The organism is Burkholderia ambifaria AMMD (assembly GCF_000203915.1).
GTDB lineage: Bacteria > Pseudomonadota > Gammaproteobacteria > Burkholderiales > Burkholderiaceae > Burkholderia > Burkholderia ambifaria.
The window spans coordinates 517,097-543,998 of record NC_008391.1 but is presented as its reverse complement, the minus strand read 5'-3'; the positions used below and the strand labels follow the sequence as shown (position 1 = coordinate 543,998).

At 69.5% G+C, this 26,902-nt stretch carries 24 protein-coding genes; 17 read left to right on the top strand and 7 right to left on the bottom strand.

Annotation, left to right across the window (positions count from 1 at the left end; all coding sequences use genetic code 11):
* Positions 1–98: 98 nt before the first annotated feature.
* The 5 genes from BAMB_RS18580 to BAMB_RS18560 are packed head-to-tail and all read left to right on the top strand — an operon-like array spanning position 99 to position 5,391.
* Positions 99–797 carry a TetR/AcrR family transcriptional regulator gene (locus tag BAMB_RS18580; RefSeq protein WP_041491450.1) on the top strand — a complete coding sequence of 233 codons (699 nt, stop codon included), beginning with the start codon at positions 99–101 and terminating at the stop codon, positions 795–797.
* Positions 794–1,756, top strand: a complete 963-nt coding sequence (locus BAMB_RS18575) for an HlyD family secretion protein (protein ID WP_011658708.1) — start codon at positions 794–796, stop codon at positions 1,754–1,756. Before BAMB_RS18580 ends, BAMB_RS18575 begins: the two co-directional genes overlap by 4 nt.
* Positions 1,753–2,724: an ABC transporter ATP-binding protein gene (locus tag BAMB_RS18570; RefSeq protein ID WP_011658707.1), complete on the top strand. Its 972-nt coding sequence runs from the start codon at positions 1,753–1,755 to the stop codon at positions 2,722–2,724. Before BAMB_RS18575 ends, BAMB_RS18570 begins: the two co-directional genes overlap by 4 nt.
* On the top strand, positions 2,721–3,875 hold the full coding sequence (locus BAMB_RS18565) for an ABC transporter permease (protein WP_011658706.1): 1,155 nt from the start codon (positions 2,721–2,723) through the stop codon (positions 3,873–3,875). Before BAMB_RS18570 ends, BAMB_RS18565 begins: the two co-directional genes overlap by 4 nt.
* Before the next feature lie 10 nt (positions 3,876–3,885).
* Positions 3,886–5,391 (top strand): efflux transporter outer membrane subunit, encoded by a 1,506-nt coding sequence (locus BAMB_RS18560; protein WP_011658705.1) that lies wholly within the window; start codon positions 3,886–3,888, stop codon positions 5,389–5,391.
* A 163-nt stretch (positions 5,392–5,554) separates the two neighbouring features.
* Here the strand turns inward: BAMB_RS18560 and BAMB_RS18555 are convergent, their stop codons facing one another.
* Together BAMB_RS18555 and BAMB_RS18550 are read right to left on the bottom strand one after the other, a co-directional pair.
* A complete protein-coding gene (locus BAMB_RS18555; protein WP_011658704.1) occupies positions 5,555–6,772 on the bottom strand; it encodes a porin in 1,218 nt (405 codons plus the stop codon).
* A 470-nt stretch (positions 6,773–7,242) separates the two neighbouring features.
* Positions 7,243–8,307 (bottom strand): phytoene/squalene synthase family protein, encoded by a 1,065-nt coding sequence (locus tag BAMB_RS18550; protein ID WP_011658703.1) that lies wholly within the window; start codon positions 8,305–8,307, stop codon positions 7,243–7,245.
* Positions 8,308–8,665: 358 nt separating this feature from the next.
* On the opposite strand from BAMB_RS18550, the gene BAMB_RS18545 reads away from it, so the two are divergent.
* A complete protein-coding gene (locus BAMB_RS18545) occupies positions 8,666–9,811 on the top strand; it encodes a glycerophosphodiester phosphodiesterase (protein WP_011658702.1) in 1,146 nt (381 codons plus the stop codon).
* A 114-nt stretch (positions 9,812–9,925) separates the two neighbouring features.
* On the opposite strand, the gene BAMB_RS18540 is transcribed toward BAMB_RS18545, so the two are convergent.
* Entirely contained in the window at positions 9,926–11,551 is a 1,626-nt protein-coding gene (locus tag BAMB_RS18540) for a rhodanese-related sulfurtransferase (protein WP_041491449.1), read from the bottom strand.
* A 101-nt stretch (positions 11,552–11,652) separates the two neighbouring features.
* Positions 11,653–12,219: a cysteine dioxygenase family protein gene (locus BAMB_RS18535; protein ID WP_011658700.1), complete on the bottom strand. Its 567-nt coding sequence runs from the start codon at positions 12,217–12,219 to the stop codon at positions 11,653–11,655.
* A 74-nt stretch (positions 12,220–12,293) separates the two neighbouring features.
* Between BAMB_RS18535 and BAMB_RS18530 the strand changes: the two genes are divergently transcribed.
* Complete coding sequence (locus BAMB_RS18530; protein WP_041491448.1) at positions 12,294–13,217, top strand: LysR family transcriptional regulator; 924 nt, start codon at positions 12,294–12,296, stop codon at positions 13,215–13,217.
* 61 nt (positions 13,218–13,278) lie between these two features.
* Here the strand turns inward: BAMB_RS18530 and BAMB_RS18525 are convergent, their stop codons facing one another.
* Entirely contained in the window at positions 13,279–14,607 is a 1,329-nt protein-coding gene (locus tag BAMB_RS18525) for an acyl-CoA dehydrogenase family protein (RefSeq protein ID WP_011658698.1), read from the bottom strand.
* 348 nt (positions 14,608–14,955) lie between these two features.
* Here BAMB_RS18525 and BAMB_RS18520 point away from each other — a divergent pair, with 348 nt between their 5' ends.
* The 10 genes from BAMB_RS18520 (at position 14,956) to BAMB_RS18475 (ending at position 24,751) form a co-directional block, all read left to right on the top strand.
* Positions 14,956–16,041, top strand: coding sequence for an LLM class flavin-dependent oxidoreductase (locus BAMB_RS18520; protein WP_041491447.1), 1,086 nt, complete (start codon positions 14,956–14,958; stop codon positions 16,039–16,041).
* A gap of 20 nt (positions 16,042–16,061) precedes the next feature.
* Entirely contained in the window at positions 16,062–16,907 is an 846-nt protein-coding gene (locus tag BAMB_RS18515) for a class II aldolase/adducin family protein (protein ID WP_006755520.1), read from the top strand.
* A 36-nt stretch (positions 16,908–16,943) separates the two neighbouring features.
* Positions 16,944–17,978, top strand: a complete 1,035-nt coding sequence (locus BAMB_RS18510) for an ABC transporter substrate-binding protein (protein ID WP_011658696.1) — start codon at positions 16,944–16,946, stop codon at positions 17,976–17,978.
* A 4-nt stretch (positions 17,979–17,982) separates the two neighbouring features.
* Positions 17,983–19,074 carry an ABC transporter permease gene (locus BAMB_RS18505; protein WP_011658695.1) on the top strand — a complete coding sequence of 364 codons (1,092 nt, stop codon included), beginning with the start codon at positions 17,983–17,985 and terminating at the stop codon, positions 19,072–19,074.
* Positions 19,068–19,868: an ABC transporter ATP-binding protein gene (locus tag BAMB_RS18500; protein WP_011658694.1), complete on the top strand. Its 801-nt coding sequence runs from the start codon at positions 19,068–19,070 to the stop codon at positions 19,866–19,868. The genes BAMB_RS18505 and BAMB_RS18500 overlap by 7 nt, the downstream gene beginning before the upstream one ends.
* A gap of 50 nt (positions 19,869–19,918) precedes the next feature.
* Positions 19,919–21,100: a c-type cytochrome gene (locus BAMB_RS18495; RefSeq protein ID WP_011658693.1), complete on the top strand. Its 1,182-nt coding sequence runs from the start codon at positions 19,919–19,921 to the stop codon at positions 21,098–21,100.
* 36 nt (positions 21,101–21,136) lie between these two features.
* A complete protein-coding gene (locus BAMB_RS18490; protein WP_011658692.1) occupies positions 21,137–22,093 on the top strand; it encodes an ABC transporter substrate-binding protein in 957 nt (318 codons plus the stop codon).
* Between the two features lie 92 nt (positions 22,094–22,185).
* Complete coding sequence (locus tag BAMB_RS18485) at positions 22,186–23,052, top strand: MOSC domain-containing protein (RefSeq protein ID WP_011658691.1); 867 nt, start codon at positions 22,186–22,188, stop codon at positions 23,050–23,052.
* A 115-nt stretch (positions 23,053–23,167) separates the two neighbouring features.
* Positions 23,168–23,734 carry a TetR/AcrR family transcriptional regulator gene (locus tag BAMB_RS18480; protein ID WP_011658690.1) on the top strand — a complete coding sequence of 189 codons (567 nt, stop codon included), beginning with the start codon at positions 23,168–23,170 and terminating at the stop codon, positions 23,732–23,734.
* Between the two features lie 63 nt (positions 23,735–23,797).
* The gene (locus BAMB_RS18475) at positions 23,798–24,751 is read left to right on the top strand and encodes a quinone oxidoreductase family protein (protein WP_227739384.1); all 954 of its coding nucleotides are present in this window, start codon (positions 23,798–23,800) and stop codon (positions 24,749–24,751) included.
* A 61-nt stretch (positions 24,752–24,812) separates the two neighbouring features.
* On the opposite strand, the gene BAMB_RS18470 is transcribed toward BAMB_RS18475, so the two are convergent.
* Both BAMB_RS18470 and BAMB_RS18465 read right to left on the bottom strand, forming a co-directional pair.
* A complete protein-coding gene (locus BAMB_RS18470; RefSeq protein WP_011658688.1) occupies positions 24,813–26,204 on the bottom strand; it encodes a sensor histidine kinase in 1,392 nt (463 codons plus the stop codon).
* Positions 26,201–26,875 carry a response regulator gene (locus BAMB_RS18465; RefSeq protein WP_011658687.1) on the bottom strand — a complete coding sequence of 225 codons (675 nt, stop codon included), beginning with the start codon at positions 26,873–26,875 and terminating at the stop codon, positions 26,201–26,203. Before BAMB_RS18465 ends, BAMB_RS18470 begins: the two co-directional genes overlap by 4 nt.
* Positions 26,876–26,902: the final 27 nt, after the last annotated feature.

Here is a 26,902-nt window from a genome sequence, read left to right as displayed (position 1 = left end):
GCTCATGCGCCCCGCCATTCGGCTCCTGCCTGATCTCGATCAACGCGCGCGAAAACCCTTCCTTGAAATTAACTAACTCATCAATTAGCGTCGTCTGCATGAACGCGAAATCCACCGTCGCCAGGCCGCGCGGGCGCCGCCCGTCGGTGGAAGACTTCGACCTGCGCGATCACATGCTCGACGTGGCGATCCAGCTGTTCGCCGAGCACGGCATCGCCGCGACGACGGTCGCGCAGATCGCCGCGGCCGCCGGCGTCACGTCGGCGATGGTCCACTACTACTTCACGAATCGCGAGCAACTGCTCGACGCGATCGTCGAGGAGCGGCTCGCGCAGGTCATCGCGTTCGTGTGGCGGCCGACCGCGCCGCAGATCGAAAACGATCCGTTCGCGCTCGTCGCCGAGCTCGTCGACCGGTTCTTCGACGTCACGCATCGCATGCCGTGGCTGCCGTCGATCTGGCTGCGCGAGATCGTCCACGAAGGCGGGCTGCTGCGCGAGCGGATGGTCCGCCGCATTCCGCTCGAGCATGTCGGGCGTTTTGCCGAACGCATCCGCGCCGCGCAGCAGGCCGGCACGCTGAACCCGTCACTCGAACCCGCCTTCCTGTTCCATTCGATCATCGCGCTCGTCATGCTGCCGCTCGCGACCGCGAAGCTGTGGCAAAGCGCGCGCGGCCTGCCGCCGATCGATCGCGACGTGCTGCATCGCCACGTCCGCGCGCTGCTCGGCTCCGGCATGCAGCCGCCCGTCACCGCACCGGATGCGCACTCGCGCGCGCCACGGAGGCCGTCGTGAACACGACCCGCGCGCTGCCGCTCGCGCTGGCCGCCGCCGCGCTGCTCGGCGGTTGCGGGCGGCCCGCAGACACCGGCACGACCTACCAGGGCTATGTCGAAGGCGAATTCGTGTACCTGTCGTCGTCGCAAGCGGGCACGCTGACCCAACTGTCGGTCGAACGCGGTCAGGCCGTCGCAGCCGGCACGCCGGTATTCGCGCTCGAAGCCGTCAGCGAAACGGCCGCGCTGCAGCAGGCGCAGCATCAGCTCGCGGCCGCGCGCGCGCAGCTTGCCGACCTGCAGACCGGCAAGCGTCCGCCGGAAGTCGCGGTCACGCGTGCCCAGCTCGCGCAGGCGACCGCACAAGCGGCGCGGGCCGCCGCGCAACTCGCGCGCGACGAACGCCAGTACGCGGCCGGCGGGCTGTCGAAGCAGCAGCTCGACGACACGCGCACGTCCGCGCAGACCACCGCCGCGCAGATGCGCGAGCTGCAGAACCAGGTCGATGTCGCGCGTTTGCCGGGCCGCGCGCAGCAGGTCACCGCCCAGGCCGCGCAGGTCGACGCCGCGCAGGCCGCCGTGGCCGAAGCGCAATGGAAGCTCGACCAGAAGCGCATCGCCGCGCCCGCCGACGGGCGCGTGTACGACACGCTGTACCGCGTCGGCGAATGGGTGCAGGCCGGCAATCCGGTCGTGCAGATGCTGCCGCCGCAGAACCTGAAGGTGCGCTTCTTCGTGCCGGAGGCGGCCATCGCGTCGCTCGCCCCGGGGCGCACGATCGCGATCCACTGCGACGGCTGCGCGGCCGACGTGTCCGCGCGCATCACCTACGTGTCGCGCGCGGCCGAGTACACGCCGCCGGTGATCTACAGCAACGAGAGCCGGAGCAAGCTCGTGTTCATGGTCGAGGCGCGCCCGGCGCCCGCCGACGCGCCGAAGCTGCATCCGGGCCAGCCCGTCGCCGTGAGGGTGCGTTGAACGCGCCGGCCGCTCCGTACGCGATCGACGTCAACCGCCTGAACAAGCGGTTCGGCGACAAGCACGTCGTGAAGGACGTATCGCTGCGCGTCGCGCGCGGCGAAATCTTCGGCTTTCTCGGACCGAACGGCAGCGGCAAGACCACGTCGATCCGGATGATGTGCGGCCTGCTCACGCCCGACTCGGGCAGCGGCACCTGCCTCGGCTACGACATCGTGCGCGACAGCGCGCAGATCAAGCGGCGTGTCGGCTACATGACGCAGCGCTTCTCGTACTGGGAAGACCTGTCGATCCGCGAGAACCTCGATTTCGTCGCGCGCGTGTACGGGATGCCCGATCGCCACGCAACCGTCGCGCGCGCGCTCGACGGGCTCGGTCTCGCGAGCCGTGCGGATCAGCTCACGGGCGCGCTGTCCGGCGGCTGGAAGCAGCGCCTCGCGCTCGCCGCGTGCATGCTGCACGAGCCGGAGCTGCTGCTGCTCGACGAACCGACCGCCGGCGTCGACCCGGCCGCGCGCCGCGACTTCTGGGAAGAGCTGCACCGGCTGGCCGCGCAAGGGATCTCGGTGCTCGTCAGCACGCACTACATGGACGAGGCCGAGCGCTGCCACAAGCTCGCGTATATCGCGGCCGGCGAACTGCTCGCACAGGGCACGTCGGCGGAGATCGTCGCGTCGCAGCACCTGTCGACCCGCACGATCACGGGCGGGCACCTGACCGAACTGTCCGCGCAACTGCGCACGATGCCGGGCGTCGATCAAACCGTCGTGTTCGGCTCCGCGCTGCACGTGAGCGGCCGCGATCGCGCGCGGCTCGACGCGACGCTCGCGCAGGTGGCGGCCGAGGCCGGCGCGCGCACGGACGGTCGCGCATCGCTACAGATCGCGCCGATCGACACCGGGCTCGAAGATGTCTTCATCTACATGATGGGCCGTGCCTCCGCGCCGCCCGGCGGAGCGTCGTCATGAACGCGTGGGCGGGCCTGCGCGAATCGTTCTCGGTCGCGCGCTGGTGGAGCATCGTGCTGAAGGAATTCCTGCAGCTGCGCCGCGATCGCGTCACGTTCGCGATGATCGTCGGCGTGCCGATCATCCAGCTCGCGCTGTTCGGCTTCGCGATCAACACCGATCCGAAGCACCTGCCGACCGCGGTGATCGTCGCCGATTCGAGCCCCTTCGCACGCAGCTTCATCGCCGCGATGCGCAACTCCGCGTACTTCGACATCGTCGCGACGCTGCCCGACGAAGCGGCCGGCCGGCAGGCGCTCGCGCGCGGCGACGTGCAGTTCGTGCTCAGCGTGCCGGCCGATTTCTCGAAGCGGCTGCTGCGCGGCGAGCATCCGTCGCTGCTCGTCGAGGCGGACGCGACCGATCCCGTCGCGACCGCGTCGGCGATCGGCGCGCTGACGGGTCTCGTGCAGCCCGTCGCGGACAAGGACCTGACGGGCCCGCTCGCACGCCTGAACGGCCGCCCGGCCGCGTTCGACGTCGTGCTGCACCGCCTGTACAACCCCGAGGGCATCACGCAGTACAACGTCGTGCCGGGCCTGATGGGCGTGATCCTGACGATGACGATGGTGATGATGACCGGCCTCGCGATCACCCGCGAACGCGAGCGCGGCACGATGGAAAACCTGCTCGCGACACCCGTGCGGCCGCTCGAGGTGATGACGGGCAAGATCGTCCCGTACGTGTTCATCGGGCTGATCCAGGTGTCGATCATTCTCGTCGCCGCGCGGTTCGTGTTCGAGGTGCCGTTCGTCGGCGGCGTGTTCGCGATCTACCTCGCCGCGCTGCTCTTCATCGCCGCGAACCTGACGGTCGGCATCACGCTGTCGTCGCTCGCGCAGAACCAGTTGCAGGCGATGCAGCTCGCGGTGTTCTACTTCCTGCCGAACATCCTGCTGTCGGGCTTCATGTTCCCGTTCGCCGGGATGCCGAAGTGGGCGCAGTTCATCGGCAACCTGCTGCCGCTCACCTACTTCAACCGCCTCGTGCGCGGCATCCTGCTGAAAGGCAACGCCTGGGCCGACCTGTGGCCGTCCGTGTGGCCCGTCGCGCTGTTCACCCTCGTCGTGATGAGCGTCGCGCTGCGCTTCTACCGGCGCACGCTCGATTAGGGGCCGCGCGATGAAACCGGCTTCGCGTCGCACATTTCATGTTGCCCACGCTGCCCGCGCTGCCGGCGGCGGCGCGCTGGCCGCCGTTGCACTGCTCGCCGGATGTGCGGTCGGGCCGGATTTCCGCGCGCCGGAGCCGCCGGTCACCCAGCAGTACACGCGCGATGCGGCGCCCGCAACCACGGCCGCCGCCGGCGGTCCGGCCGGCGACGCGCAGACGTTCGCGTCGTCCGCGCACACGCTGCAACGCTGGTGGACGGAATTCGGCTCCGAACCGCTCGACCGCCTCGTCGACACCGCATGGCGCAACAGCCCGACGCTCGCCGAGGCCCGCGCGCGGCTCGACGAAGCGCGGCAGAACCATGCGGCCGAAGCCGGCGCGACGATACTGCCGCGCGTCGACGCGAACCTGTCCGCCACGCGCGAGAAGGTCGACGTCGCCGCGTTCGGGCTGCCCACCAACATGCCGAATCCCGGGCCGTTCACGCTGTATGACGCGTCGGTGAGCGTGTCGTACGCACTCGACGTGTTCGGCGGCAACCGGCGCGCGCTCGAAGCGCTGCGTGCCCAGGTCGACTATCAGGCGTATACGCTCGACGCCGCGCGCCTGACGCTCGCGGGCAACGTCGTCGCGACCGCGATTCTGCGCGCGTCGCTCGCGCAGCAAGTCGCGCTCACGCGGCAGCTCGTCGACGCGCAGGCGCGGCAGTTGCGCATCGTCGAAGCGCGCTTCGCGGCGGGGGGCGTGTCGCGGGCCGACGTGCATGCCCAGCGCGCGCTGCTCGCGCAAACGCAGGCCTCCCTGCCGCCGCTCGCCGCGCGCCACGCGCAGGCCGGCCACCGGCTCGCGATCCTGCTGGGCGCGCCGCCGTCGGGCGAAGCGTTGCCCGACCTCGCGCTCGATGCACTCGCGCTGCCGCGCACGCTGCCGGTCGCGCTGCCGTCGACGCTCGCGCGCGAACGGCCCGACATCCGCGCGGCGGAGGCCGTGCTGCATCAGGCGAGCGCGAACGTCGGCGTGGCCACGGCGAACCTGTATCCGCGTTTTTCGATTTCGGCGGGGATCGGATCGGAGCGCACGCGCATCGCGGATATCGTCAGCGGGCTCAATGTGTGGAACGTGGGGCTCGGCCTCACGCAGCCGCTCTTCCACGGCGGCGAATTGCGCGCGCGGAAACGCGCGGCCGAAGCGGCATACGACGCCGCGTTCGCGAGCTATCGGGAAACCGTGCTGCTGGCGCTTCAGCAGGTGGCCGACGCGATGCGCGCGGTCGAACACGATGCGGCCGAATTGCAGGCGAGAGACGACGCCGCACAACAGGCGGCGGCCAGCCATGCGATTGCCGGCGACCGCTACGCGGCGGGCGGAATCAGCCTGATCGATCTGCTCGACGCGCAGCGACAGGTATTGCAGACCGCGCTCGAGCGGACCCGCGCGCAAGCCGACCGGCTTGCCGATACGGCGGCGCTGTTCCAGGCGCTGGCCGGAAACTGGACGGATGATTCGCACCGCTGACCGGCACGATGGCTCGACGATGCATCGCCGGACGCGGCCTGACCGACAACCGTACTCGCGCTATCCGCTATGCGCCCGGCGCGTATCGACGAAAAAAAACCGGCCCGAAGGCCGGTTTCTTCAACCCGCATGCCGTGAGCGGCGCTCGCGCGCCGCGCGACATTTAGAAGCGGTGGATCAGGCCGACGCCGGCCGCGATCTGGTTCTGCTTCGAACCTGCGCCCACGCCGTCGCCCGTCGACGTCGTCGCGAGGATCACGCCGCCCGTCGGGGTGAGCGTGTTGCCGCTCGCGTGCTGATAAGCCTCAACTGCGTACAGGCCCGTGCGCTTCGACAGGCTGTAGTACTGCGACAGCGTGACCTGATGGTACTTGGCCGCGCTCGAGATGCCGTTCGACTGGGTCGCACGCGTGTACGAGTAGCCTGCCGCGAAGTCCCACTGCGGCGCTGCCTTCCAGTGCAGCACGGCGCCTGCCGTGTTGAAGATTGCCGTGTTCCGGAAGCCCGACAGCGTACCCGGGATGTATTGCACGTTCGAGTACGAAACCGAAACGTCCCATGCCGGCGTGAACTGATAGCCTGCCGTCACCGCGAGACGCTGTTGCGCCTGTGCCGTGCGGTAGCCGTTGTTGATCGACGACACGGCCTGTTCCGCACCGTTGCCGCTCGTGTCCAGACCGTTCTGCGCGGTCGAGTTCGCGCCCCACACACCGCCGCCGAGCGTCGCGTTGTTGATACGCTGGAAACCGACCGCGATGCCTGCCGGGCCGTTCAGGTACTGGATCGCCGCGCTCCACGTCGAGCCGCGGTTCACGCTGCCTGCGACGCCGCCGAACGAGTACGAACCGCCGACCGTGAAGCCGTAGAACTTCGGCGACATGTAGACGAGCGAGTTGTTCGCGCGGTAGCTGGTATCCAGCGAATCGATATCACCCGGGTGCGCGCCGTAGTAGCCGGTCAGCCAGGTCGTCGGGCTGTACGGCGACAGCAGCGTGTAGTACGCGGTGTACTGACGGCCTGCCGTCAGCGTACCGTACGTCTGGTTGCTCAGGCCGACCCATGCCTGACGCGTGAAGATGCCGTTCGTCCATTGCGACGAGCCGTTGTTCGCGTTGAAGCCGGCTTCCAACTGGAAGATCGCCTTCGTGCCGCCGCCGAGGTCTTCGCTGCCCTTCAGGCCGAAGCGGCTGCCCGCCCAAATGCCGGTGGCCATCTGAACCTTCGAGTGACCACCCGTGGTCGCGCCGGTTGCCGACGAGTTGTTCTGGTATGCGATTGCGTTATCGACGATACCGTACAGGGTGACGCTGCTCTGGGCGTGGGCTGCGGTAGCGGCTGCGAGACCCGCTGCCGTCATGGCGAAAGCGACGCGCTTTTTCATTGATTCTCCGTCCTCAAAGAATGATTTCTTTTCTGGTGTGGTTTTATGCACATGTGCGAGTACATGCCGGTGCGATTCTGACGGATTACCAATTGTTTCCCAATACGTGCAGTCGGTCATCGTATGATCGACGCAACGCACGGGTTCACCAAACGGTTACATAACACCTGAAAACGCTTACGCGGCGGGGATTTCCGGCATTTCCCGGTGAAAACCCTAGCTTTACATTTTTACGGGTGCATCGCGACCGGGCGGTGTTGTCAGACGCCTTCGGCACGTTTGTTCCGACCAATGCGCAACCGCGATCGACACCGCGATTCACATCGCCGCGCAGGATCGCTTACGTTCATGACACCCACGTTTCGCGAAACGAAATTTGAAAACGTTTCAGGCCGTGCGGGAGAGATCGGACGGAGCGGCCCGGCGAACGCGGGCCGACGGAGGATGCCGGCGCCTCGCGCCGGCGACATTCAATGCGACGCGGGGGCCGCGATCCGCGCGTTCACCGCGTCGACCAGCGCGTTGATGCGCGCACGGATCGCCGCGTTCGAACCGACGAGCGCGAGCGACGACGCCATGATCCGGTAGACGCGCTTGCGCGGCACCTTCGCCGGCCGCGCCGGATCGAGCCACGCGTCGTGGCCGGCCAGCAGTTCGAGCGTTTCGAGGCCGATCATGATCGGCCACAGGCACGCGAGCCGCAGACGCACGAAGCGGCGCGGAATCGCCTGCGTATAGAAGCACGCGTCGCGATACTGCGCGAGCGTCGCGCGCAACAGCTCGACCAGCACGCCGCGCGCGCGCGCCGACGCGTCGGGCGACATCAGGTCGGCGACGCCGATGCGATGCTCGGCCAGCACGTCGTCCGGCAGGTAGCAGCGGCCGATCCGCAGGTCCTTCGCGCAGTCGCGCAGGATGTTGGTCATCTGCAGCGCCTTGCCGAAACGGATGCCCTTCTCGCGCATGTCCGCGAAATCCCAGCCGCGCGCGGCCCGCGTGTGCGCGCCGGTCATGTCGGTCCAGAATTCACCGACGCAGCCGGCGACCAGATACGTGTAGCGATCGAGTTCGTCACGGCTCGGCAGCGACGCGACCTGCCCCGACTGCTCGTCGGGGAACGTGCGGAGGTCGAACTCCATCCCCGACGTCAGCGTCGCGACGACCTTGCGGATCGATGCGCGGTCCGCGTCCGGCTGCGCGCGCAGCAACGCAAGCATCGGCTTCATCGACGCGAGCAGCATGTGTTCGTGCGAATCCGTCTGCATCCGCGTGACATCCTCGAGCGCGCGCGACAGCGCCGCGCCGTCGCCGAGCCGCTCGATCTCGTCGCGCAGGTCGGTCAGCAGCGCCGCGCGACGCTCGGGCGCGACGAGCGCCGTGTCGGCGATCGTGTCGGCCGCGCGCGCGAGCAGATAGGCCAGGCCGACCGGCTCGCGCATGCCGTCGGGCAGCACGCGCAGCGTCAGGTAAAAGGAGCGGGAAACGTTCTTCAGCAGGTCGCCGAGCAGGTAGGCGGGATCGGTATGAGTCGTCATGGGTCGCTAAAAATCGGCCGGCGCGGGCCCCGCACGCATACGGTGCCGGGGTGCCCGCGCCGGCCGCGAGTCGCCGCATCGTCGTGCGCGGGCAGGCGTCGGCCCGGCGCGGCGATGCAAAAGTCCCGCAAGTTTAGTGCATCCGGCGCGGCGGCTCCCCAACACGGGTCGGATCGCATCGCGCACGCCACCGCATGTCCCACCGTCCCGCTCATTTTTCGTCACAACAAAACAGAAAGGCGAAAGTAATACATATGTAATGATCCGGTGCGACGATCGCGTCCCGTTCGATCCCGTTCAATCCGCGCCGCCGGATCGAGCGCCCTTTCACCGACTTCCGTTCCCAAGGTTCACCGCCATGCTCTTCATGCGCCCGACCGCCCTGCGCTGCATCCCGTTCGCCTGTGCCGCCGCCCTGCTGCTTGCCGCCTGCGGCGGCGACGATATCTCGGCGTCCGATCCCACGCAACCGATCTCCGTGAAGGTGCAGGTGGTCGGCCATCGCGGCGCGAGCGCGCTGCGGCCCGAGCACACGCTCGCGTCGTACCGCAAGGCAATCGAGGACGGTGCGGACGTGATCGAGCCCGACCTCGTCGCGACCCGCGACGGCGTCCTGGTCGCGCGCCACGAAAACGAAATCTCGGGCACGACGAACGTGTCGACGCTGCCGCAGTTCGCGAGCCGCAAGGCGACCAAGACGATCGACGGTACGCAGCTGACCGGCTGGTTCACCGAGGACTTCACGCTCGCGGAGCTGAAGACGCTGCGCGCCCGCGAGCGCATTCCGCAGATCCGTCCGGCGAACACCGCGTACAACGATCAGTTCGAGATCCCGACCTTCGACGAAATCGTCGCACTCGCGAAGCAGATGGCCGCCCAGACCGGCCGCACGATCCACCTGTATCCGGAAACCAAGCACCCGACCTACTTCCAGTCGATCGGCCTGCCGCTCGAGGACCGCCTCGTCGATGCGCTGCTGAAGGATCCGTATACGGCGCGCACGGCGACCGTCTACATCCAGTCGTTCGAAGTCGCGAACCTGAAGACGATCCGCAACCGGATCAAGTCGAGCCAGCCGAACTGGAAGCTCGTGCAGTTGATGGACGAAGCCGGCCAGCGTCCGTACGACTTCGTGAAGGCGAACGACAAGCGCACCTATGGCGACCTGTCGACGCGCGACGGAATGCGCGAGATCGCGTCCTATGCGAACGGCGTCGGGCCGTACAAGACGTCGATCATCGCGGTGGCCGCGGACGGCACGCTGCAGCAGCCGACGCCGTACGTGCGCTACGCGCACGAAGCCGGCCTCGTCGTGCACCCGTACACGTTCCGCCCGGAGAACAACTTCCTGCCCGCGTCGCTGAAGGACGGCGGCACGCCGGCCACGCGCAACACCGCGGGCTCGGTGCGCGAGATCCAGGCTTATCTGCGCGCGGGCATCGACGGCTTCTTCACCGACGATCCGGCCGTGGGACGCACGGCTGTTGATACGTTCAAGCGCTGAACCGGCTGAACGCTGGGCGCGCAGAGCGCGCGGCAACGGGCGCGGCGCACGCGGGGCCGCGCGCCGGTTGGCGGTTGGCGGTTGGCGGTTGCCGCTTGCCGCGCCGCGCCGCGATCAGATCACGCGAAAATGATGCGTGCCGTCCCGCTTCAACTGATCGACCAACCCGTATTCCCAGTCGAGATACGCCTGCATCGCGGCGGCCGCGTTGTCGGTGCCTTCGTACGGGCGCCGGTAACGGTCGACACGCGGCGACGCGAGATGCGTTTCGCCGTGCTCGAGCGGCAGCCCCGCGTCGATCCACGCTGCCGTGCCGCCCGTCAGCACCGAGATGGCCGCGGAAGCCGGCAGCAACGCACGCGCGTCGTGCGCCGCGAACCGCGCGAGCAGGCTCGATCCGCACGTGAACACGTAGCGCTTCGCCGGCGGGATCGCGGCGAGCGCGTCACGCAACTGCGCGCGCACGACGAACCACGCGCCGGGAATATGGCGCTTCACGTAGTTCGCGCTGGTCGTCACGTCGACGATCGCGATCTCGCCCGCAGCCGCCTCCTTCAGCCACCCCGCGAGCGTCGCGGGTGATACTTCGCTGACCTCCGGCGTCGCCGGCACGTCGCGCGGAGGCTGGCCGCGCTCCACGAACGCCGCCGTGCCGGCCGGCTCGACCACGCGTACGTCCCAGCCCATCTGCGCGAGCCACGACGCGGTCATGTCCGCGCGCACGCCGTCGTCGTCGGCCAGCACGATCCGCGCGCCGCGCACGGCCGCGTGATGGTCGGTCTCCTGCACGAGCTGGCCGCCCGGCGTGCTCAGAAAGCCCGGCAGGTGGCCGGCCTCGTATTCCTCCGGCGTGCGCACGTCGAAGCGGTACAGCGTGCGGCCCGGTTCGTCGAGCGCGGCGACGTCCGCGAGCGCGATGCGCGGCACGCCTGCACGCTCGGCCACCGCGCGTGCGGCGCGGCGGGCTTCGTCGCGCTGCGCGGGATCGACGTCGTCGGGAAAGCGTCGCGACGCGCCGCGCTCCAGCGTCTGGCCGGCGAGCGTCCAGCCGATCGTGCCGTTGCGCAGCGCGGCGACCGGGTTCGGCAGCCCGGCGTTGATCAGCGACTGCGTGCCGATGATGCTCCGCGTGCGACCCGCGCAGTTCACCACGACCCGAGTCTGCGGGTTCGGCGCGAGCGCACGCACGCGCAGCACGAGTTCCGCACCCGGCACGCTCGTCGACGTCGGGATGTTCATCGTCTGGTATTCGTCGAAGCGGCGCGCGTCGACGATCACGACGTCGGCCTGCGCGTCGATCAGCGCCTGCACTTCCTGCGCGGACAGCGACGGCGTATGCCGCTCGGCCTCGACCCATTCGCCGAACGACTTGCTCGGCACGTTCACGTCGATGAACAGCTCGCCGCCCGCGGCGAGCCAGCCCGCGAGGCCGCCGTCGAGCAGGCGCACGTCGGTATAGCCGAGCCGCGCGAGCGTCGCGGCCGCACGCGGCGCGAGATCCTCGCCGCCGGCTTCGCCGAACACGACGATCGGCGTGTCGCGGCGCGGAATGCGCGTCCAGGCGTCGAGTTCGAGTTTCGACAGCGGAAAGTTGGCGGCCCACAGCGGATGGCCCTGCGCGTAAGGATCCTCCTCGCGCACGTCGATCAGCGCGAGCTCGTCGCGGGCCAGCAGGCGCGCGCGTACGTCCTGGTACGACGCGACGGGAAAACGGGAAGTGGAATCAGCGGTTTGCGTCACGATGTCTCGGTCGGATTCTGTTGAAGTCGTTGAAGAAAGCACACGGAAAACGATTGAATTCGGCGCCCGCGGGCGGGCGCTGGCGCGGGCGGCATGCGACGTCACGCGTTCGAATAGCCGGACACGAACGGCTTCACGGTCCCGTCATCGAGGAACACCGCGCGTTCGACCTTGCCGATGTTCGCGCCGTACACGTGGATGCTGATCGATACCTGATCCGCGAACGCGTTGGTCACGCGATGGACGTCACCGATGCGCGGCGACACGGCCTCGACTTCGCCCGGCTGCAGCCGCATCGCGTCGCCCGCCGGCACCGGCTTGCCGGTCGCGTCGAACCGGTACGGCTGCGAAAACTCGCCGCCGCGCAGCATCCCGATCAGCCCCCACACCGTGTGGTTGTGGATCGGCGTCGTCTGACCGGGGCCCCACACGAAGCTGACGACGGAAAACCGCTCGTCGGGATCGAGATGCAGCAGGTACTGACGATAGCGCTCGGGATCGGGCTGCGCGAACGCGTCGGGCAGCCAGTCGTCGTGCGCGACGAGCGCGGCGAGCAACGCGCCGCCCTCGTCGAGAATGCGCGCCTCGTTCGCGCCGGACGCGAGCAGCGCGCCCAGCCCGTCGACGAACGGATGCAGCGGCGTCTGCCGCAACGAAAGCGTACTCATCGGCCAGCTCCTCGAATATGATGCCGAACATGATGGATCGTCATGATGCACCCGAAAGACCATGCAGAACAAACATGAAAATTAGCGATATCGACGCTTTTGCAGCGGTCGTCCGCTGCCAGACGCTGAGCCAGGCCGCGACCGAGCTCGGGATGACGCAGCCCGCGATCACGCGGCGCGTCCAGAACCTCGAGGAAGCGCTCGGCGTGACGCTGCTCGACCGCAACACGAAGCCGCCGCGACCGACCGACATCGGCCGGCAGGTGTTCGAGCAGTGTCGCGCGATCCTGCGCGAAGTCGATGCACTGCGCGAACTGACGGCCGGCCAGCGGCCGCCCGCCGGCGAATTCCGCGTCGGCCTCACGCAGGGGCTCGGCGAGCTGATGCTGCCGGGCCTGATCGCGCGGCTGGCCGCGCAATGGCCGGCGCTCACCACGCAGGTCACGACCGCCTGGGGCGGCACGCTCGTCGAACGCATCGCGCGCCGCGAGCTCGATGCGGCGCTGGTGTTTCTGGCACGCGAGATGGTGTTGCCGCCGCAGGTCGCGGGCGAACGGCTGCTGGCCACGCGGCTCGTCGCGGTCGGCCGCAAGGGCGACTGGCCGCGCCGCGGCTACCGGCTTGCCGACTGCCAGGCGCGCGGCTGGGTGCTCAATCCCGACGGCTGCGGGTTTCGCGCGGGCCTGCGCCGGGCGCTCGACGCGCAGGGGCTGCCGATGCCGGTCACGCTCGACACTTACGGCCGCGACCTGCAGTTGCAGAGCGTCGCGAACGGCTTCGGCATCGGGTTGCTGCCGCTGCCGCTGCTCGACGGCAGCCCGCTGCGCGACGCGCTCGACATCGTGCCGCTCGCCGATTTCAAGCCGCAGATCGATCTGTGGCTGCTGCACCGGCAGGACGCCGCGCGCTTCGCGGCGCCGCTCGCGGCCCTGGCCGCGCATGCACGCACGGCGTTCGCGCTGCCCGCGGATGCCGCCGCGCACGACCAAGCCGCTTGACCAGGACCGACGACGCCAGCACGGCGTCGTCTCGTTTCCGCTGACCGCCATGCCGCCGCGCTCACGCATTGTGTCGAGCGGATGCCGGCGCGCTGCGTGACGTCCCGCCCGCGTCCGGATTCGGCGTCGCGCTTCGCGCCGCCGCCTCGAGCGCCGTCCGTCCAGCGGCGACCGCGATCGCGTCGTCCTGCGGCGTATGCACGCGGCTGCACAGCACGTCGCGATAGTGACGTTCGAGCGGATTGCCGCGGCTCAGCCCGTGATTGCCCGACAGCTTCAACGCGTGTTCGACGGTGCGGATCGCCTGTTCCGTCACGGTTCGCTTGACGAGGCCGCTCGTCGTCACCGACGGTGCATCGCCGGCATCGGTGCGTGCGATGTGCGCGTCGAGCAGCACGCGGTTCGTGTGCAGCCACCCTTCGATCTCGCCGACGGCCTCCTGCACGCGCGGCAGCGTCGCGAGCGGCGCACCGAGCCCGCTCGGCGCGCGCGTCGTCGCGAACTCGAGCAGCCAGTCGCGCGACGCACGCGCCACCGCATCGTAGAGACTGCCGAGCAGCGCGACCATCCAGGCCTGCTGGTCGGCCTGCGCGTCGACGTCCGCATGACTCGCGGCCGACACGGCCCACGCATCGGGCGCACGCACGTCCACCGCATGATCGGCGGGCAGCCGCACGTCGTCGAACACGACCTCATGGCTGCCCGATGCGCGCAGACCCAGGTGATTCCAGCTTTCGATCACGCGGATGCGTACATCGTCCCCAGCGTGGCGCTCGCGCGGCACGAGGAACACGCCGACGCGCGGCTCGGGCTCGTCGGTGCGCGCCCATACGGCCAGCCAGCGCAGCGCCGGAATACCGGTGCAGTACAGCTTGTGGCCGGACAGCCGCCAGCCGTCGCCGTCGCGACGCGCAACCGTTTCGGGCAGGCCGCCGCGCGACGGCGACCCGAGCGCCGGCTCGACACGCAGCGCGTTGATCAGCGCGCCTTCGTCGACCGCACTGTCGAACACCGCACGCCGCAGGCGCGCCGGCCAGCGGTGGTCCGCGCGGCCGAGCGCGCGATGCTGCAGATACGTCATCGTCAGCACCAGCGCGGTCGCGGGATCGGCGCGCGCGATCGCGGCCACGATGCGGCTCGCCTGCGCGAGCGTCGCGCCCGCACCGCCATGCTCGCGCGGGACGACCTGCGCGATCAGCCCGGCGCGATGCAGCCGCGCGAAGTTCTCGTGCGGGAAGCGGCCGTCGACATCGTTGCGGGCAGCGTCGGCCGCGAGTTCGGGCGTAAGACGCTCGAGCAGCGCGGCGACGCGCGCATCGTCGGCAGGCAGGTGGCGCAGCGACGACTGTGGTGACGCTGGCGGCGAGGAAGCGGCAAGGCTGGCGGACATCGGTACGGATTCCCTCGGTGACTGGGTAGCGGGTAGCCAAGCAACGTAAAGGCGGTGACGGCGGAGACCGATCGGCACGCGGCGCGTCGGCTCGCGAAGCCGGCGGCGACCGGCGCCGATCGGGCGGCGACCGAAGCCACGCACGACAGGCGGCCGGCGCCCTTTCGACTTAATCGCGAGCCCACAGCGTATGCGCAGCGCACACGCGCCCAAACCATGCAAATCTGATATTCAAATCCGGATTGATTATTTCCATTCCGCATGATCCCGGCGGTAATCTGCGCTCCATTCCCCGCCGTGGCCGGCCGTCGCTGGCCGCGCCGGGCCGTCCTTGCACCGGAGACCCAGATGAGCGTCGAATTCATCGGCATGATCCAGAGCCAGAAGCAGTCGGAAATCCATCCGCCCCCCGGCCCCGTCGTCGACCCCGACTACGTGCGCGACTTCGCGCGTGCACACGAAACGGCCGGTTTCGACCGGATCCTCGTCCCTCATCACTCGACCGGCCCGTCGGCGACCCTGACGATCGCGTTCGCCGCCGCGGCGACCGAGCGCATCCATTTCATGCTCGCGCATCGTCCGGGCTTCACCGCGCCGACGCTCGCCGCGCGGCAGATCGCGACGCTCGACCAGTTCAGCCGCGGCCGGCTCGCCGTGCACTTCATCTCCGGCGGCTCGGACAGCGAACAGCAGCGCGACGGCGATTTCCTCGATCACGACGCGCGCTATGCGCGCACCGACGAATACCTCGGCATCCTGCGACGCATCTGGACCGAAACGCAGCCGTTCGATCACGACGGCGCGCACTACCGCTTCACGCAGGGCTTTTCGGAAGTGAAGCCGTTCCAGCAGCCGCACGTGCCGATCTACTTCGGCGGCGCATCGGAGGCGGCGCTGGAAGTCGCCGGCAAGCACGCGGACGTCTATGCGCTGTGGGGCGAATCGCTCGACCAGGTGCGCGACCTGACGACCCGCGTGCGCGCCGAAGCCGCGAAGCACGGCCGCCAGGTGCGCTTCTCCGTGTCGTTCCGGCCGATCCTCGCGGCGACCGAAGACGACGCGTGGGCACGCGCGCACCGGATCCTCGACGAGACGCGCCGGCTGCGCGAAGCGGCCGGCCTCGGCACCGGCGGCCCGCAACAGAGCGAAGGCGCGCGGCGCCTGCTCGCCGCAGCCGAACGCGGCTCGCGGGTCGACAAGCGGCTGTGGACCGAGATCGCGAAGCTCACCGGCGCGCGCTCGAATTCGACCGCGCTGGTCGGCACGCCCGAACAGGTCGCCGACGCGCTGCTCGACTACTACGACCTCGGTGTGACGACGTTCCTGATCCGCGGCTTCGACCCGCTCGACGACGCGATCGACTACGGCCGCGAACTGATTCCGCGCGTACGCAGCGCCGTCGCGGCACGCGACGCGGCGCGCCGCGCAGCCTGACGCAAACGGAGCCGCCCGCCATGTCCGCCGTCCTGTCTTCTTCGTCGCCCGCGCGCACCGCGTCGGGCCTCGTCCTCGCCGACACCCCGCGCCAGCATTTCTGGTTCGACCCGCCCGCGCCGCGCGTCGACGTCGCCGCCGAGCGCCGCCACCGGCAGGAGCGGCTCGCGGCCGCGTTCCGCCTGTTCGCGCGCTTCGGCTTCGCGTCGGGCCTCGCCGGCCACATCACCGCGCGCGATCCGGAACTGCCCGACCACTTCTGGGTGAATCCGCTCGGCGTGCATTTCTCGCAGATCAAGGTGTCGGACCTGCTGCTCGTCAACGCGCGCGGTGAAACCGCGATCGGCAACCGACCGCTGAACAAGGCCGCGTTCGCGATCCATGCGGCGATTCACGACGCGCATCCGCACCTCGTCGCGGCCGCGCATACGCACTCGACCTACGGCAAGGCGTGGTCGACGCTCGGCCGCGCGCTCGATCCGCTGACGCAGGACGCGTGCGTGTTCTACGAGGATCACGCGCTGTTCGACGACTTCACGGGCATGGTCGTCGACACGAGCGAAGGCGCGCGGATCGCGGCCGCGCTCGTGAAACCCGACGGCGGCACGCACAAGGGCGTGATCCTGAAGAACCACGGAATCCTGACGGCCGGCCCGACGGTCGAGGCCGCCGCGTGGTGGTACATCGCGCTCGACAATGCCGCGCACACGCAGCTGCTGGCCGAAGCGGCCGGCACGCCGCAACCGATCGATCACGCGACCGCGCGGCACACGCATAGCCAGATCGGCGGCCCCGACGGCGCATTGCATGCGTTCGACAGCCTGTTCGCGCGTGTCGTCGCCGACGAACCCGACCTGCTCGACTGAGCGCCTGCCGCACGACCGGAACCCAAAAACCACACCATGACCGATACCACCGCACCCGCGCCGGCCAGCGCCCATGACGACAAGCGCCGCCGGCTGCTGCGCGCGGCCGGCGCGGCCGCGCTCGCCGCACCGGCGATCACGCTGGGCCGCAAGGCCTGGTCCGCGCCGCCGCTGAAGAAGCTCACGTTCGCGTGGAACCAGAACGCGTTCTGCCTGACGCCGATCGTCGTCGCGCAGGAGCACGGCTTCTTCGAGAAGAACGGGCTGAAGGTCGAGCTGATCAACTACAGCGGGTCGACCGACCAGCTGCTCGAATCGATCGCGACCGGCAAGGCCGACGCGGCGGTCGGGATGATCCACCGCTGGCTGAAGCCGCTCGAAGCCGGCTTCGACGTGAAGATCATCGGCAGCTCGCACGGCGGCTGCGTGCGGCTGCTCGGCGCGAAGACGGCCGGGGTGACGACACTGCAGGCGCTGAAGGGCAAGACGGTCGGCGTCAGCGATCTCGCCGCGCCCGGCAAGCACTTCTTCTCGATCCTGCTCGCGAAGAACGGCATCGACCCCGAGCGCGACATCACGTGGCGGCAGTATCCGGCCGACCTGCTCGGCGTCGCGGTCGACAAGGGCGAGATCCAGGCGATCGCCGACGGCGATCCGAATCTCTACCTGCTCGAGAAACGCAGCAACGGCGCGTATGCGGAACTCGCGACGAACCTGTCCGGCGAATACGCGCGCAAGGTGTGCTGCGTGATCGGCGCGCGCGGCGATCTCGTACGCAACGACCGGCCGACGGCCGCCGCGCTCGCGCGCTCGATCGTCCAGGCCACCGAGTACACGCACGACAACCCGAACGAAGCCGCGAAGGCGTTCGCGAAGTATTCGCCGAAGATCAACCCCGACGACCTGCGCAAGCTGTACGCGACGCTGACCTACACGCACCACCCGACCAACGTCGACCTGCAGCAGGAAATCGCGTTCTATGCGGACGATTTCCGCCGGATCAACGTGTTGAAGAAGAGCACCGACCCGCAGCGCTTCGCGCAGCAGGTCTATGCGAACGTGCTGGGGTGACGCGATGTCGACGATCGAACACACGTCCACCGCCCGCACCGCGTCGGCCCCCGCCGCGGCCCCGGCTGCCGCTACGTCCCGTGCCGCGTGCACGGCCTGCGACGCGACGCTCGCGGCCGAAGCCCGCCGTGCGCGCATCTGGCCGGCCGGCGTCGTCGCGGCGGTCGCATGGGCCGTGCTCGGCGCGATCACGCACCTGTGGCCGAACCGCGTCGTCGGCTTCACCGACTGGGCGTACACCGACACGTTCGCCACCGCCGCGTGGACGATCGCCGCGTTGCTGCTGATCGCGGCGACGCTCGGCCATCGCGTGCCGGCCACGCGCGCACGGCTCGCCCGCGTGCGCCCGGCCGGGCCGTGGCTCGTCGCGCTGCCGCTCGTGCTCGCCGCGTGGGAAATCGTCACCGCGAAGACCGGCTGGCTGCCCACGCCGTTCTTCGCGCCGCCGCAGGCGCTGATCGAGGTCTACGTCGACGACTGGCCGCGCCTCGCCGGCAGCGCCGGCAATACGCTGAAGCTGCTCGCGCTCGGGTTTGCCTACGGCGTCGCGGTCGGGTTCGCGGTGGGCGTGTCGATCGGCTGGTCGCGCCGCATCGGCTACTGGGTGCATCCGGTGCTGCGCGTGCTCGGCCCGGTGCCGGCCACCGCGTTGCTGCCGCTCACGTTCTACTTCTTTCCGACGAGCTATTCGGCCGCCGCGTTCCTGATCGCGCTGTCGACCGGCTTCCCGGTCGCGGTGCTGACGTGGTCGGGCGTCGCGAGCGTGAACCGGCAGTACTACGACGTCGCGCGCACGCTCGGCGCGAACGCGCGCTTCCTGGTGCTGCGCGTCGCGATTCCGGCCGCGCTGCCGCACGTGTTCGTCGGCATCTTCATGGGGCTGAGCGCGTCGTTCACGGTGCTCGTCGTCGCCGAGATGATGGGCGTCAAGTCGGGGCTCGGCTGGTACCTGAGCTGGGCGCAGGGATGGGCATCGTACGTGAACATGTATGCGGCGCTGATCGTGATGGCGCTGCTGTTTTCGGGGCTGATCGCGCTGCTGTTCGCGGTGCGCGACCGTGCGCTCGCGTGGCAGAAAGGAACCGTCAAATGGTAAGCGCCGCCGTTCTCGAACCCTCCGTTGTCACCGCGCCGCGCGGCGCGCGCATCGACATTCGCCGCGTGAGCCATGCGTTCGACGGCCCCGGCGGCCCGCTGCCGGTGCTCGACGACGTCACGCTGTCGGTCGCGGCCGGCGAATTCGTTGCGCTGCTCGGCCCGAGCGGCTGCGGGAAATCGACGCTGCTGCGGCTCGTCGCGGGCCTCGACGCCGCGCGGCACGGCACGATCGCGCAGGACGGCGCGCCGATCGAACGGCCCGATCCGTCGCGCATCGTCGTGTTCCAGGATCCGACGCTCTACCCGTGGCGCCGGGTGCGCGCGAACGTCGCGCTCGGTCTCGAAGCGCGGGGCGTGGCGCGCACCGCGCAGCATCGCGTCGACGATGCGCTCGCGCGCGTCGGGCTGCAGGAATTCTCCAACGTGTTTCCGCATCAGCTGTCGGGCGGGATGGCGCAGCGCGTCGCGCTCGCCCGCGCGCTCGTCAACGATCCGCGCCTCCTGATCCTCGACGAGCCGCTCGGCAAGCTCGACTCGCTGACGCGCTTGACGATGCAGGCCGAGCTGACCGCGCTGTGGCAACGCGACGGATTCTCCGCGCTGCTCGTCACGCACGATGTCGAGGAAGCGCTGTTTCTCGCGCAACGCGTGATCGTGTTCGGGCCGCGTCCCGCACGCATCGTCGCGGAACTGCGCGTCGACCTGCCCTATCCGCGCCATCGCGGCGACCCGCGTCTCGCCGCGCTGCGCCATGAGGCGCTGCGGCATCTCGGTCTCGATGCGAGCTGGTAGATGCGCGGTGCCGTTCGCAGGATTGCCGGTGCGCGGCAAAGGCCGCGTCGATGAGCGCACCGCCGTTTTCCGACTGGGCGCTGCTGTTCCTGCAACTGCTGTATCGCGCGCAGGTCGCGTTCGCGCGCGTGCTGCATGCGGCCGGCCTGAGCGGCGATGCCGACGGACAGGCCGCGTGGCCCTGGGCGCACCGGATCGCGCTCGAAACGCTGCGCATCGACGCGGCGCTCACGCGCCAGCTCGCGTTCGCGGGTGCGGCGACCGTGCTTGCCGCGGCGCTGGGCTGCGTCGCGATCGCGTCGCGCAAATGGCGTGCGGCATCGGCATTCGCCGCGCTGGCCGTTGCCTGGTTCGCACCGTGGCCGCCGGCATCGCTGTGGCTCGCGCCGGCGGTGCCGACCAGTTTCCAGCGCAATCCCGCGCCGTTTTCCGTCGCGAACGTGATGCGCGGCGAGCACTTGTACACGCAGCATTGCGCGGCCTGCCACGGCGCCAACGGCCGCGGCGAAGGGCCGCTCGCGGCGACGCTCGCGCACTGGCCGCCGACCTTCGCGGGCGCGCTGCTCGCGCGCCGGCTCGACGGCGAACTGTACTGGCGCGTGCGGCACGGTACGCACGACGCACGCGGCGCGGCGTCGATGCCGGGCTTTGCCGCGACGCTCCGCCCGGCCGACACGTGGGCCGTGCTCGATTACCTGAAAGCGCTGTCGGCCGGCAGCGGCGCTCAGGCGGAAGGTGCGTGGCCCGTGCCCGTCCCGCTGCCGGCGCTCGACGTTCGCTGCGGCAGCGCCGCGCCGCAACCGCTCGCGCGCTGGCGCGAAGGCCAGCGCGTGCGCATCGTGGCGCTCGCGCCGGCCGGCACGCCGCCGCCGGAAGACCCGCGCTGGCAGACGCTGCTCGTCACCGCCGGCGACACGCCCGCACCGCCGGCCACCGGGATGCGCGCGAACTGTGTCGCATCGACGCCCGATGCGTGGCAGGCGTTCGCGACGATCGCAGGCGTGCCGCCCGATGCGTTCAGCGGCACGCAACTGCTCGCCGACCGGCGCGGCTGGCTGCGCGCGCGCGCATTGCCGGGCAGCACCGGCTGGTCGGCATCCGACCTGCTGTGCCGCTCGGATGTCCCCGCACGCGCGCCGGCTGCCGCCGCGAACGTCGATCCGCTGACCGCGCTGCTGTTGCGCGTCGATGCCGAACCCGTGCGCGATGTGCAAGCCGGGCTCCCGCACTGAATCCCCGAACCGTTTCCCTGCTCGACAGAACTCAAGATGAACCCGACCCGACGTCACTTCCTCGCGCAAGCAAGCGCTCTCGCCACCACCTTCACCGTCGCGCCGGCCGCGCTCCATGCGCAATCGGGCGCGCGGCCGCTGCTGCGGGCCGGCGACCAGAAAGGCGGGCTGCGCGCGCTGCTCGAAGCGGCCGGCGAGCTGAACGGCCTTGCGTACGACATCGCGTGGACCGAATTCCCGGCCGCCGCGCCGCTGGCCGAAGCGCTGAACGCGGGGGCCGTGGACTGCGGCCCGATCGGCGACGCGCCGGTGATCTTCGCGCTCGCGTCGGGCGCCCGCATCAAGGTGATCGCCGCGAACCGCTCCGACCCGTACGGCACCGCCGTGCTCGTGCGGCCCGACGCCACGCTGAAAGCCGCCGCCGATCTGAAAGGCAAGCGCATCGGCACCACGCGCGGCTCGATCGGCCATTTCGTCACGCTGAAGGCACTCGACGCGGCCGGCTTGCCACCGGACGCCGTATCGTTCCGCTTCCTGCCGCCGGCCGACACGATGCTTGCGCTCGCAACCGGATCGATTGATGCGTGGGCGACCTGGGAGCCGTATACGGCGCTCGCCGAAACGAGCGGCCGCGCGCGCGTGCTCGTCGACGGCCGCGGCCTGTGGTCGGGCCTCAGCTACGTCGCGGCAACCGACGCGGCGATCGCGTCGAAGCGCGACGTGTTGCGCGACTTCCTGCAACGTGTCGTGCGCGCGCAGGTCTGGTCGTACCGGCACGTCGACGCGTATTCCGCGGCGCTCGCGCGCATCATCGGCATCCCGCCGGCGGCCGCGAAGCTGCAGTTCGAGCGCCGCAACACGCGCTGGCAGCCGATCGACGCGACGGTGATCGCCGCACAGCAGCGCACGGCCGACTTCTATCTGAAAGCCGGGCTGCTGCGCCAGCCGCTGGACGTGCGCACGACGTTCGACCTCGGCTTTGCGCTCGCGTAACCGGCCGCGCGGCGGCATCCAACCGGCCGAACCGTTTTCGCACGATCTGGCACAATCGCGGTTCGATCATCCCGCCTTCGTCAGCCAGCGTCATGCCAGCCATCTCCGAACTCTTCGTCTACCCGATCAAGTCCTGCGCCGGCGTCGCGCTGCCGCGGGCGCAACTGCTCGAAACGGGCCTCGCCTACGATCGCCACTGGCTGATCACCACCCCCGACGGGATGATGATCACGCAGCGCACGCACCCGCGCCTCGCGCTGATCCGCACCGCGCTCGACAGCGATGCGCTCGTACTGAACGCGCCGGGCATGCCGGAGATCCGCACGCCGCTCGACGGCGACGCGACGCCCGCCACCCCGAAGATGGCCGCGACCGTCTGGCGCGACACCGTCGACGCGATCGACACGGGCGCCGAAACCGCTGCATGGCTCACCGAATTCCTCGGCGTGCCGTTGAAGCTCGCGCGCTTCGGCGCGGATGCGCGCCGCGGCTGCAACCGCAAATGGACCGGCGACGTCGATACGCACACGCAGTTCGCGGACGGCTATCCGCTGCTCGTGATCGGCCAGTCGTCGCTCGACGACCTGAACGCGAAGCTCGTCGCGAAAGGCGTGCCGGCGATCCCGATGAATCGCTTCCGCCCGAACATCGTCGTGTCGGATCTCGACGCGTATGAAGAGGATTTCCTCGAGCATCTCGACGCCGACGGCGAGACGCCCGTGCGGCTGCGGCTCGTGAAGCTGTGCACGCGCTGCCCGGTGCCGACGATCGACCAGGTGACCGGGGCGCCGAACCCGGAATGGCCGCACGAGCCGACCGACACGATGCAGACCTATCGCGCGAACCCGAACTACGACAATGCGCTGACGTTCGGCATCAACGCGATCGTCGTCGAAGGCGCGGGCGCGTGGCTCGAGGTCGGGCAATCGGTCGAAGCGGAAATCGCGTTCGGCGACTGATCGACCCGCCACGACGACTGCCGGACATGCGGGCACATGCTCCGGCAGATCAAGCCTTTGGTTCCCCATCAACAATATTATTGAACGATCGTTCCTGATTTGATATAGTCCGCTCATGGCAAGACCAAGGGAATTCGACACGGACGCAGCGCTTGACGGCGCGATCGCCGTTTTCAGCGAGCATGGGTTCGAGGGCAGCTCGGCCCAGATGCTCGTCAGCGCGATGGGCATCGGGCGGCAGAGTCTCTACGCGGCCTTCGGCGACAAATGGCAGCTTTATCTGGCGGCCGTGCGCCGTTACGGGATGGGCGAATGCGCTGCGCACTTCGACGCGCTGCGCAGCGGCGCACGCGCGATCGAAGGGATCGACGCGTTGCTTCGCCGCGTGGTCGAGACGGCCGCCCAGCCCTGTCTTGGCACGATTTCGATCTACGAATTCGGCGCGTCCCGCCCCGAGCTCGCGGAGATCCACGCGGTGCTGGCCCACAGCTTGATCGCCGCGATCGCGGCCCGGGTACGCGATGCGCAGCGCGAAGGCGACGTGGCCGCCGGCCTCGTCCCCGAAGCGACCGCCCAGTTCCTGATCGCGAACATCACTGGCATCCGCGTCGCCGGTCGCGGCGGCGCCGACCACGCGAGCCTGACCGCGTTGGCCGACATGACGCTGCGGGCGCTGCGGTAGATTTTTTTTGGCAAATTAATGAACGATCATTCCATAATGAGGTAAATCATGAAAGCCATTGTGATGAACGGCATCGGCGGCCGCGACATGCTTGAGCAGGTCGAGCGGACCGCCCCGGTGGCGCGTACGGGCGAGGCGCTGGTCGAGATCGCCTTCGCGGGCGTCAACTTCATGGACATCGGCGTGCGACAGGGCATGGCCTGGACCGGGTGGCCCAACCCGAAGATTCTTGGCGTCGAAGGCGCGGGCCGGGTGCTGGCGGTCGGCGACGACGTCGAGGGCATCGAACCCGGCCAGCGCGTCGCGTGGGTCTACGCGCCCGGCAGCTATGCGGAGCAGATCGCGATCCCCGCCACGTCGCTGGTGCCGGTTCCGGACACGATCGACGATCGCACGGCCGCCGCCGTGATGATGCAGGGTCTCACCGCCAGCCATTTCGCGACCGACTTCTATCCCGTGCAGCCGGGCGACGTCGCTTTCGTCCACGCGGCTGCCGGCGGCCTGGGCCTGCTGTTGACGCAGATCATCAAGCTGCGAGGCGGCCGGGTAATCGGGCGCGTCTCGTCCGAAGACAAGGTCGCCGCGGCCACGGAAGCGGGCGCGGATCATGTGATCGTCGATACCGGCGGCCGGTTCGCCGCGAAGGCACTGCGCCTGACCAACGGCGAAGGCGTGCACGTCGTCTACGACGGCTCCGGGCCGAAGACCTTTCAGGGATCGCTCGACGTGCTGCGCCGCTCGGGCACCTTCTGCTGGTACGGTCCGGTGCTCGGCGGGCCGGAGCCGATCGACCTCATGAGCCTGCCGAGGAGCGTCAAGATCGGCTATGCGACCTTCTTCGATCATATCGACACGCCCGAACTGCTTCGCGCGCACTCGGCGCGGCTGTTCGACTGGATCGCGGAAGGCCGGCTCAAGGTGCGGATCGGCGGCGAATATCCGCTGGCGGACGCGGCGCACGCGCATGCCGACATGGAAAGCCGCAAGTCCATCGGCAAGCTGCTGCTGAAGCCGTGAGTGCCGCGCCGCCCGCCACTCGGCTGGAACGGAACGGCCACGACTCGGCTTGACACCGTCTCTAACGATGGCTCGCCGCCGGCAACCGCACCGTGACCACCAACCCGCCGCCGTGCGCATCGGCCAGCGTCACGCTGCCCTGATGCACGCGCGCGATCTCCCGCACGATCGACAACCCGAGCCCCGTGCCCTCGACCGTCTGCGTCTTGCTGCCGCGATGGAAGCGTTCGAACACCGCGTCACGCTCGCTGGCCGGAATGCCCGGCCCGTTGTCGATCACGTCGAGCCGCGCATGCTCGCCGTCGCGCGACACGCGCACCGTGATCACCGCGCGGTCGCCCGAGTAGCGGATCGCGTTGTCGATCAGGTTGCCGATCATTTCGCCGAGCAGGTCCGGTTGGCCGAGCACGTCGACATCGGCCTCGTGCTCGAAACCGAGATCGATGTCGCGCGAGCGCGCGACGGGCGACCAGTCGAGCGTCACGCTGCGCGCGAGCCGGTGCAGCGCGACCGGCTGGTGCGCGACCGCCTGGCCGCTGTCCGAATCGAGCCGCGACAGCGACAGCAGTTGCTGGACGATCTTCGCGGCCTGCCGCACCGCGCCGTTCACGCGCCGCAGATGCACGTTCACGCGCGGCTGCTCGGCCGGTCGCAACGCCAGCTCGACGCCCGCCTGCACGGCCGCGAGCGGCGTCTTCAGCTGATGGGCCGCGTCCGCGAAGAAGCGCCGCCGCGCGACCTGCATCCGCTGCGTGCGGCCGATGTACTGGTTGATCGACTCGACGAGCGGCGCGAGCTCGCTCGGCATGCCGCCGGTGTCGAGCGGCGTCGGATCGCCGTCGCTGCGCGCGGCGACCGTCGCCGACAGCCGGTTCAGCGGCCGCAGCCCGCGCCCGACGCCGAGCCACACGATCCCGAGCGCGAGCACGACGAGCAACCCCTCTTGCAGCAGCGAGCCCACCAGGATCTCGCGCGCGAGCGCCTGGCGCGCCTCGATCGTCTCGCCGACCATCACCCAGACGATGCGCGTCTGCGCGGTCGGCACGTCGTGCACCGGCACGCGCAGCGCGGCCATGCGCAACTGGTCGCCGCGATACACGACGTCGTAGTAGCGCGTGACGAACAGCGCGCCGTCGCCCTGCGGCAGCGGCAGGTCCGGATAGCCGGTAATCGTATGGCCGTTGTCCGCGCGGATCAGGTAGTAGATCTTGCCGCCGTCGCCCGACTCGAACATCTCGAGCGCGAGATACGGCAGGTCGACCTCGATCTCGCCTTCATGGAGGCGCACGCCTTCGCGGATCAACTTCAGCGACGACGACAGCGTGCGGTCGAACGCGACGTGCGCGGCGCTCATCGCGCGCTGGTACGTGAGCCACGAGTCGAGCGCGAGCAGCCCGAGCAGCGGCAGCAGCAACCACAGCGCGACCTGCGTTCGCAGGTTCGGGCGGGTCATTCCACGGCCTTCGCTTCGAGCAAATAACCCAGCCCGCGCAGCGTGACGATCGCGACGCCGGTGTTCTCCAGCTTCTTGCGCAGCCGGTACACGTAGATCTCGATCGCATCCGCGTTGACCGACTCGTCGAGCCCGAAGATCTTCTCCGACAGCGTCTCCTTGTTGATCGCGCGGCCGTTGCGCAGGATCAGCACTTCCAGCACCGAGCGCTCGCGCGGCGTGAGCGACAGCGGTTCGCCGCCGAGGTGGAAGCTGCGGTCGATACTGTCATACGAAAGCGGCCCGCATTCGACCCGCGAATGCTCGTGGCCAAGGCTGCGCCGGATCAGCGCGCGGGCGCGCGCCTCCAGCTCGGTCAGCTCGAACGGTTTCGCCAGATAATCGTCGGCCCCGAGATCGAGCCCCTTCACGCGGTCCTCGACCGAGCCGTGCGCGGTGAGGATCAGCACCGGCACCGGGTTGCGGCGCGCGCGCAGCCGCCGCAGCACCTCGAGCCCGTCGAGCTTCGGCAGCCCGAGATCGAGGATCACCAGCGCGTAGTCTTGGGTGCGCAGCACGTGATCCGCCGCCTCGCCGTCGGCCATGTGATCGACCGCGAAGCGCGCGGCGGTCAGCGCGTCGTTCAGCGACTGGGCCAGGTTCGGGTTGTCTTCGACGAGCAGCACACGCATGGGAATTCCGTAAGGTCAGCGACACGC

Bases quoted from the DNA above. Each gene is read 5' to 3' on its own strand.
- BAMB_RS18565 (WP_011658706.1), top strand. From the start codon at position 2,721: ATGAACGCGTGGGCGGGCCTGCGCGAATCGTTCTCGGTCGCGCGCTGG.
- BAMB_RS18545 (WP_011658702.1), top strand. From the start codon at position 8,666: ATGCTCTTCATGCGCCCGACCGCCCTGCGCTGCATCCCGTTCGCCTGT.
- BAMB_RS18580 (WP_041491450.1), top strand. From the start codon at position 99: ATGAACGCGAAATCCACCGTCGCCAGGCCGCGCGGGCGCCGCCCGTCG.
- BAMB_RS18465 (WP_011658687.1), bottom strand. From the start codon at position 26,875: ATGCGTGTGCTGCTCGTCGAAGACAACCCGAACCTGGCCCAGTCGCTG.
- BAMB_RS18505 (WP_011658695.1), top strand. From the start codon at position 17,983: ATGTCGACGATCGAACACACGTCCACCGCCCGCACCGCGTCGGCCCCC.
- BAMB_RS18555 (WP_011658704.1), bottom strand. From the start codon at position 6,772: ATGAAAAAGCGCGTCGCTTTCGCCATGACGGCAGCGGGTCTCGCAGCC.
- BAMB_RS18520 (WP_041491447.1), top strand. From the start codon at position 14,956: ATGAGCGTCGAATTCATCGGCATGATCCAGAGCCAGAAGCAGTCGGAA.
- BAMB_RS18475 (WP_227739384.1), top strand. From the start codon at position 23,798: ATGAACGGCATCGGCGGCCGCGACATGCTTGAGCAGGTCGAGCGGACC.
- BAMB_RS18485 (WP_011658691.1), top strand. From the start codon at position 22,186: ATGCCAGCCATCTCCGAACTCTTCGTCTACCCGATCAAGTCCTGCGCC.
- BAMB_RS18510 (WP_011658696.1), top strand. From the start codon at position 16,944: ATGACCGATACCACCGCACCCGCGCCGGCCAGCGCCCATGACGACAAG.
- BAMB_RS18490 (WP_011658692.1), top strand. From the start codon at position 21,137: ATGAACCCGACCCGACGTCACTTCCTCGCGCAAGCAAGCGCTCTCGCC.
- BAMB_RS18535 (WP_011658700.1), bottom strand. From the start codon at position 12,219: ATGAGTACGCTTTCGTTGCGGCAGACGCCGCTGCATCCGTTCGTCGAC.
- BAMB_RS18500 (WP_011658694.1), top strand. From the start codon at position 19,068: ATGGTAAGCGCCGCCGTTCTCGAACCCTCCGTTGTCACCGCGCCGCGC.
- BAMB_RS18470 (WP_011658688.1), bottom strand. From the start codon at position 26,204: ATGACCCGCCCGAACCTGCGAACGCAGGTCGCGCTGTGGTTGCTGCTG.
- BAMB_RS18525 (WP_011658698.1), bottom strand. From the start codon at position 14,607: ATGTCCGCCAGCCTTGCCGCTTCCTCGCCGCCAGCGTCACCACAGTCG.
- BAMB_RS18495 (WP_011658693.1), top strand. From the start codon at position 19,919: ATGAGCGCACCGCCGTTTTCCGACTGGGCGCTGCTGTTCCTGCAACTG.
- BAMB_RS18550 (WP_011658703.1), bottom strand. From the start codon at position 8,307: ATGACGACTCATACCGATCCCGCCTACCTGCTCGGCGACCTGCTGAAG.
- BAMB_RS18480 (WP_011658690.1), top strand. From the start codon at position 23,168: ATGGCAAGACCAAGGGAATTCGACACGGACGCAGCGCTTGACGGCGCG.
- BAMB_RS18530 (WP_041491448.1), top strand. From the start codon at position 12,294: ATGAAAATTAGCGATATCGACGCTTTTGCAGCGGTCGTCCGCTGCCAG.
- BAMB_RS18560 (WP_011658705.1), top strand. From the start codon at position 3,886: ATGAAACCGGCTTCGCGTCGCACATTTCATGTTGCCCACGCTGCCCGC.
- BAMB_RS18515 (WP_006755520.1), top strand. From the start codon at position 16,062: ATGTCCGCCGTCCTGTCTTCTTCGTCGCCCGCGCGCACCGCGTCGGGC.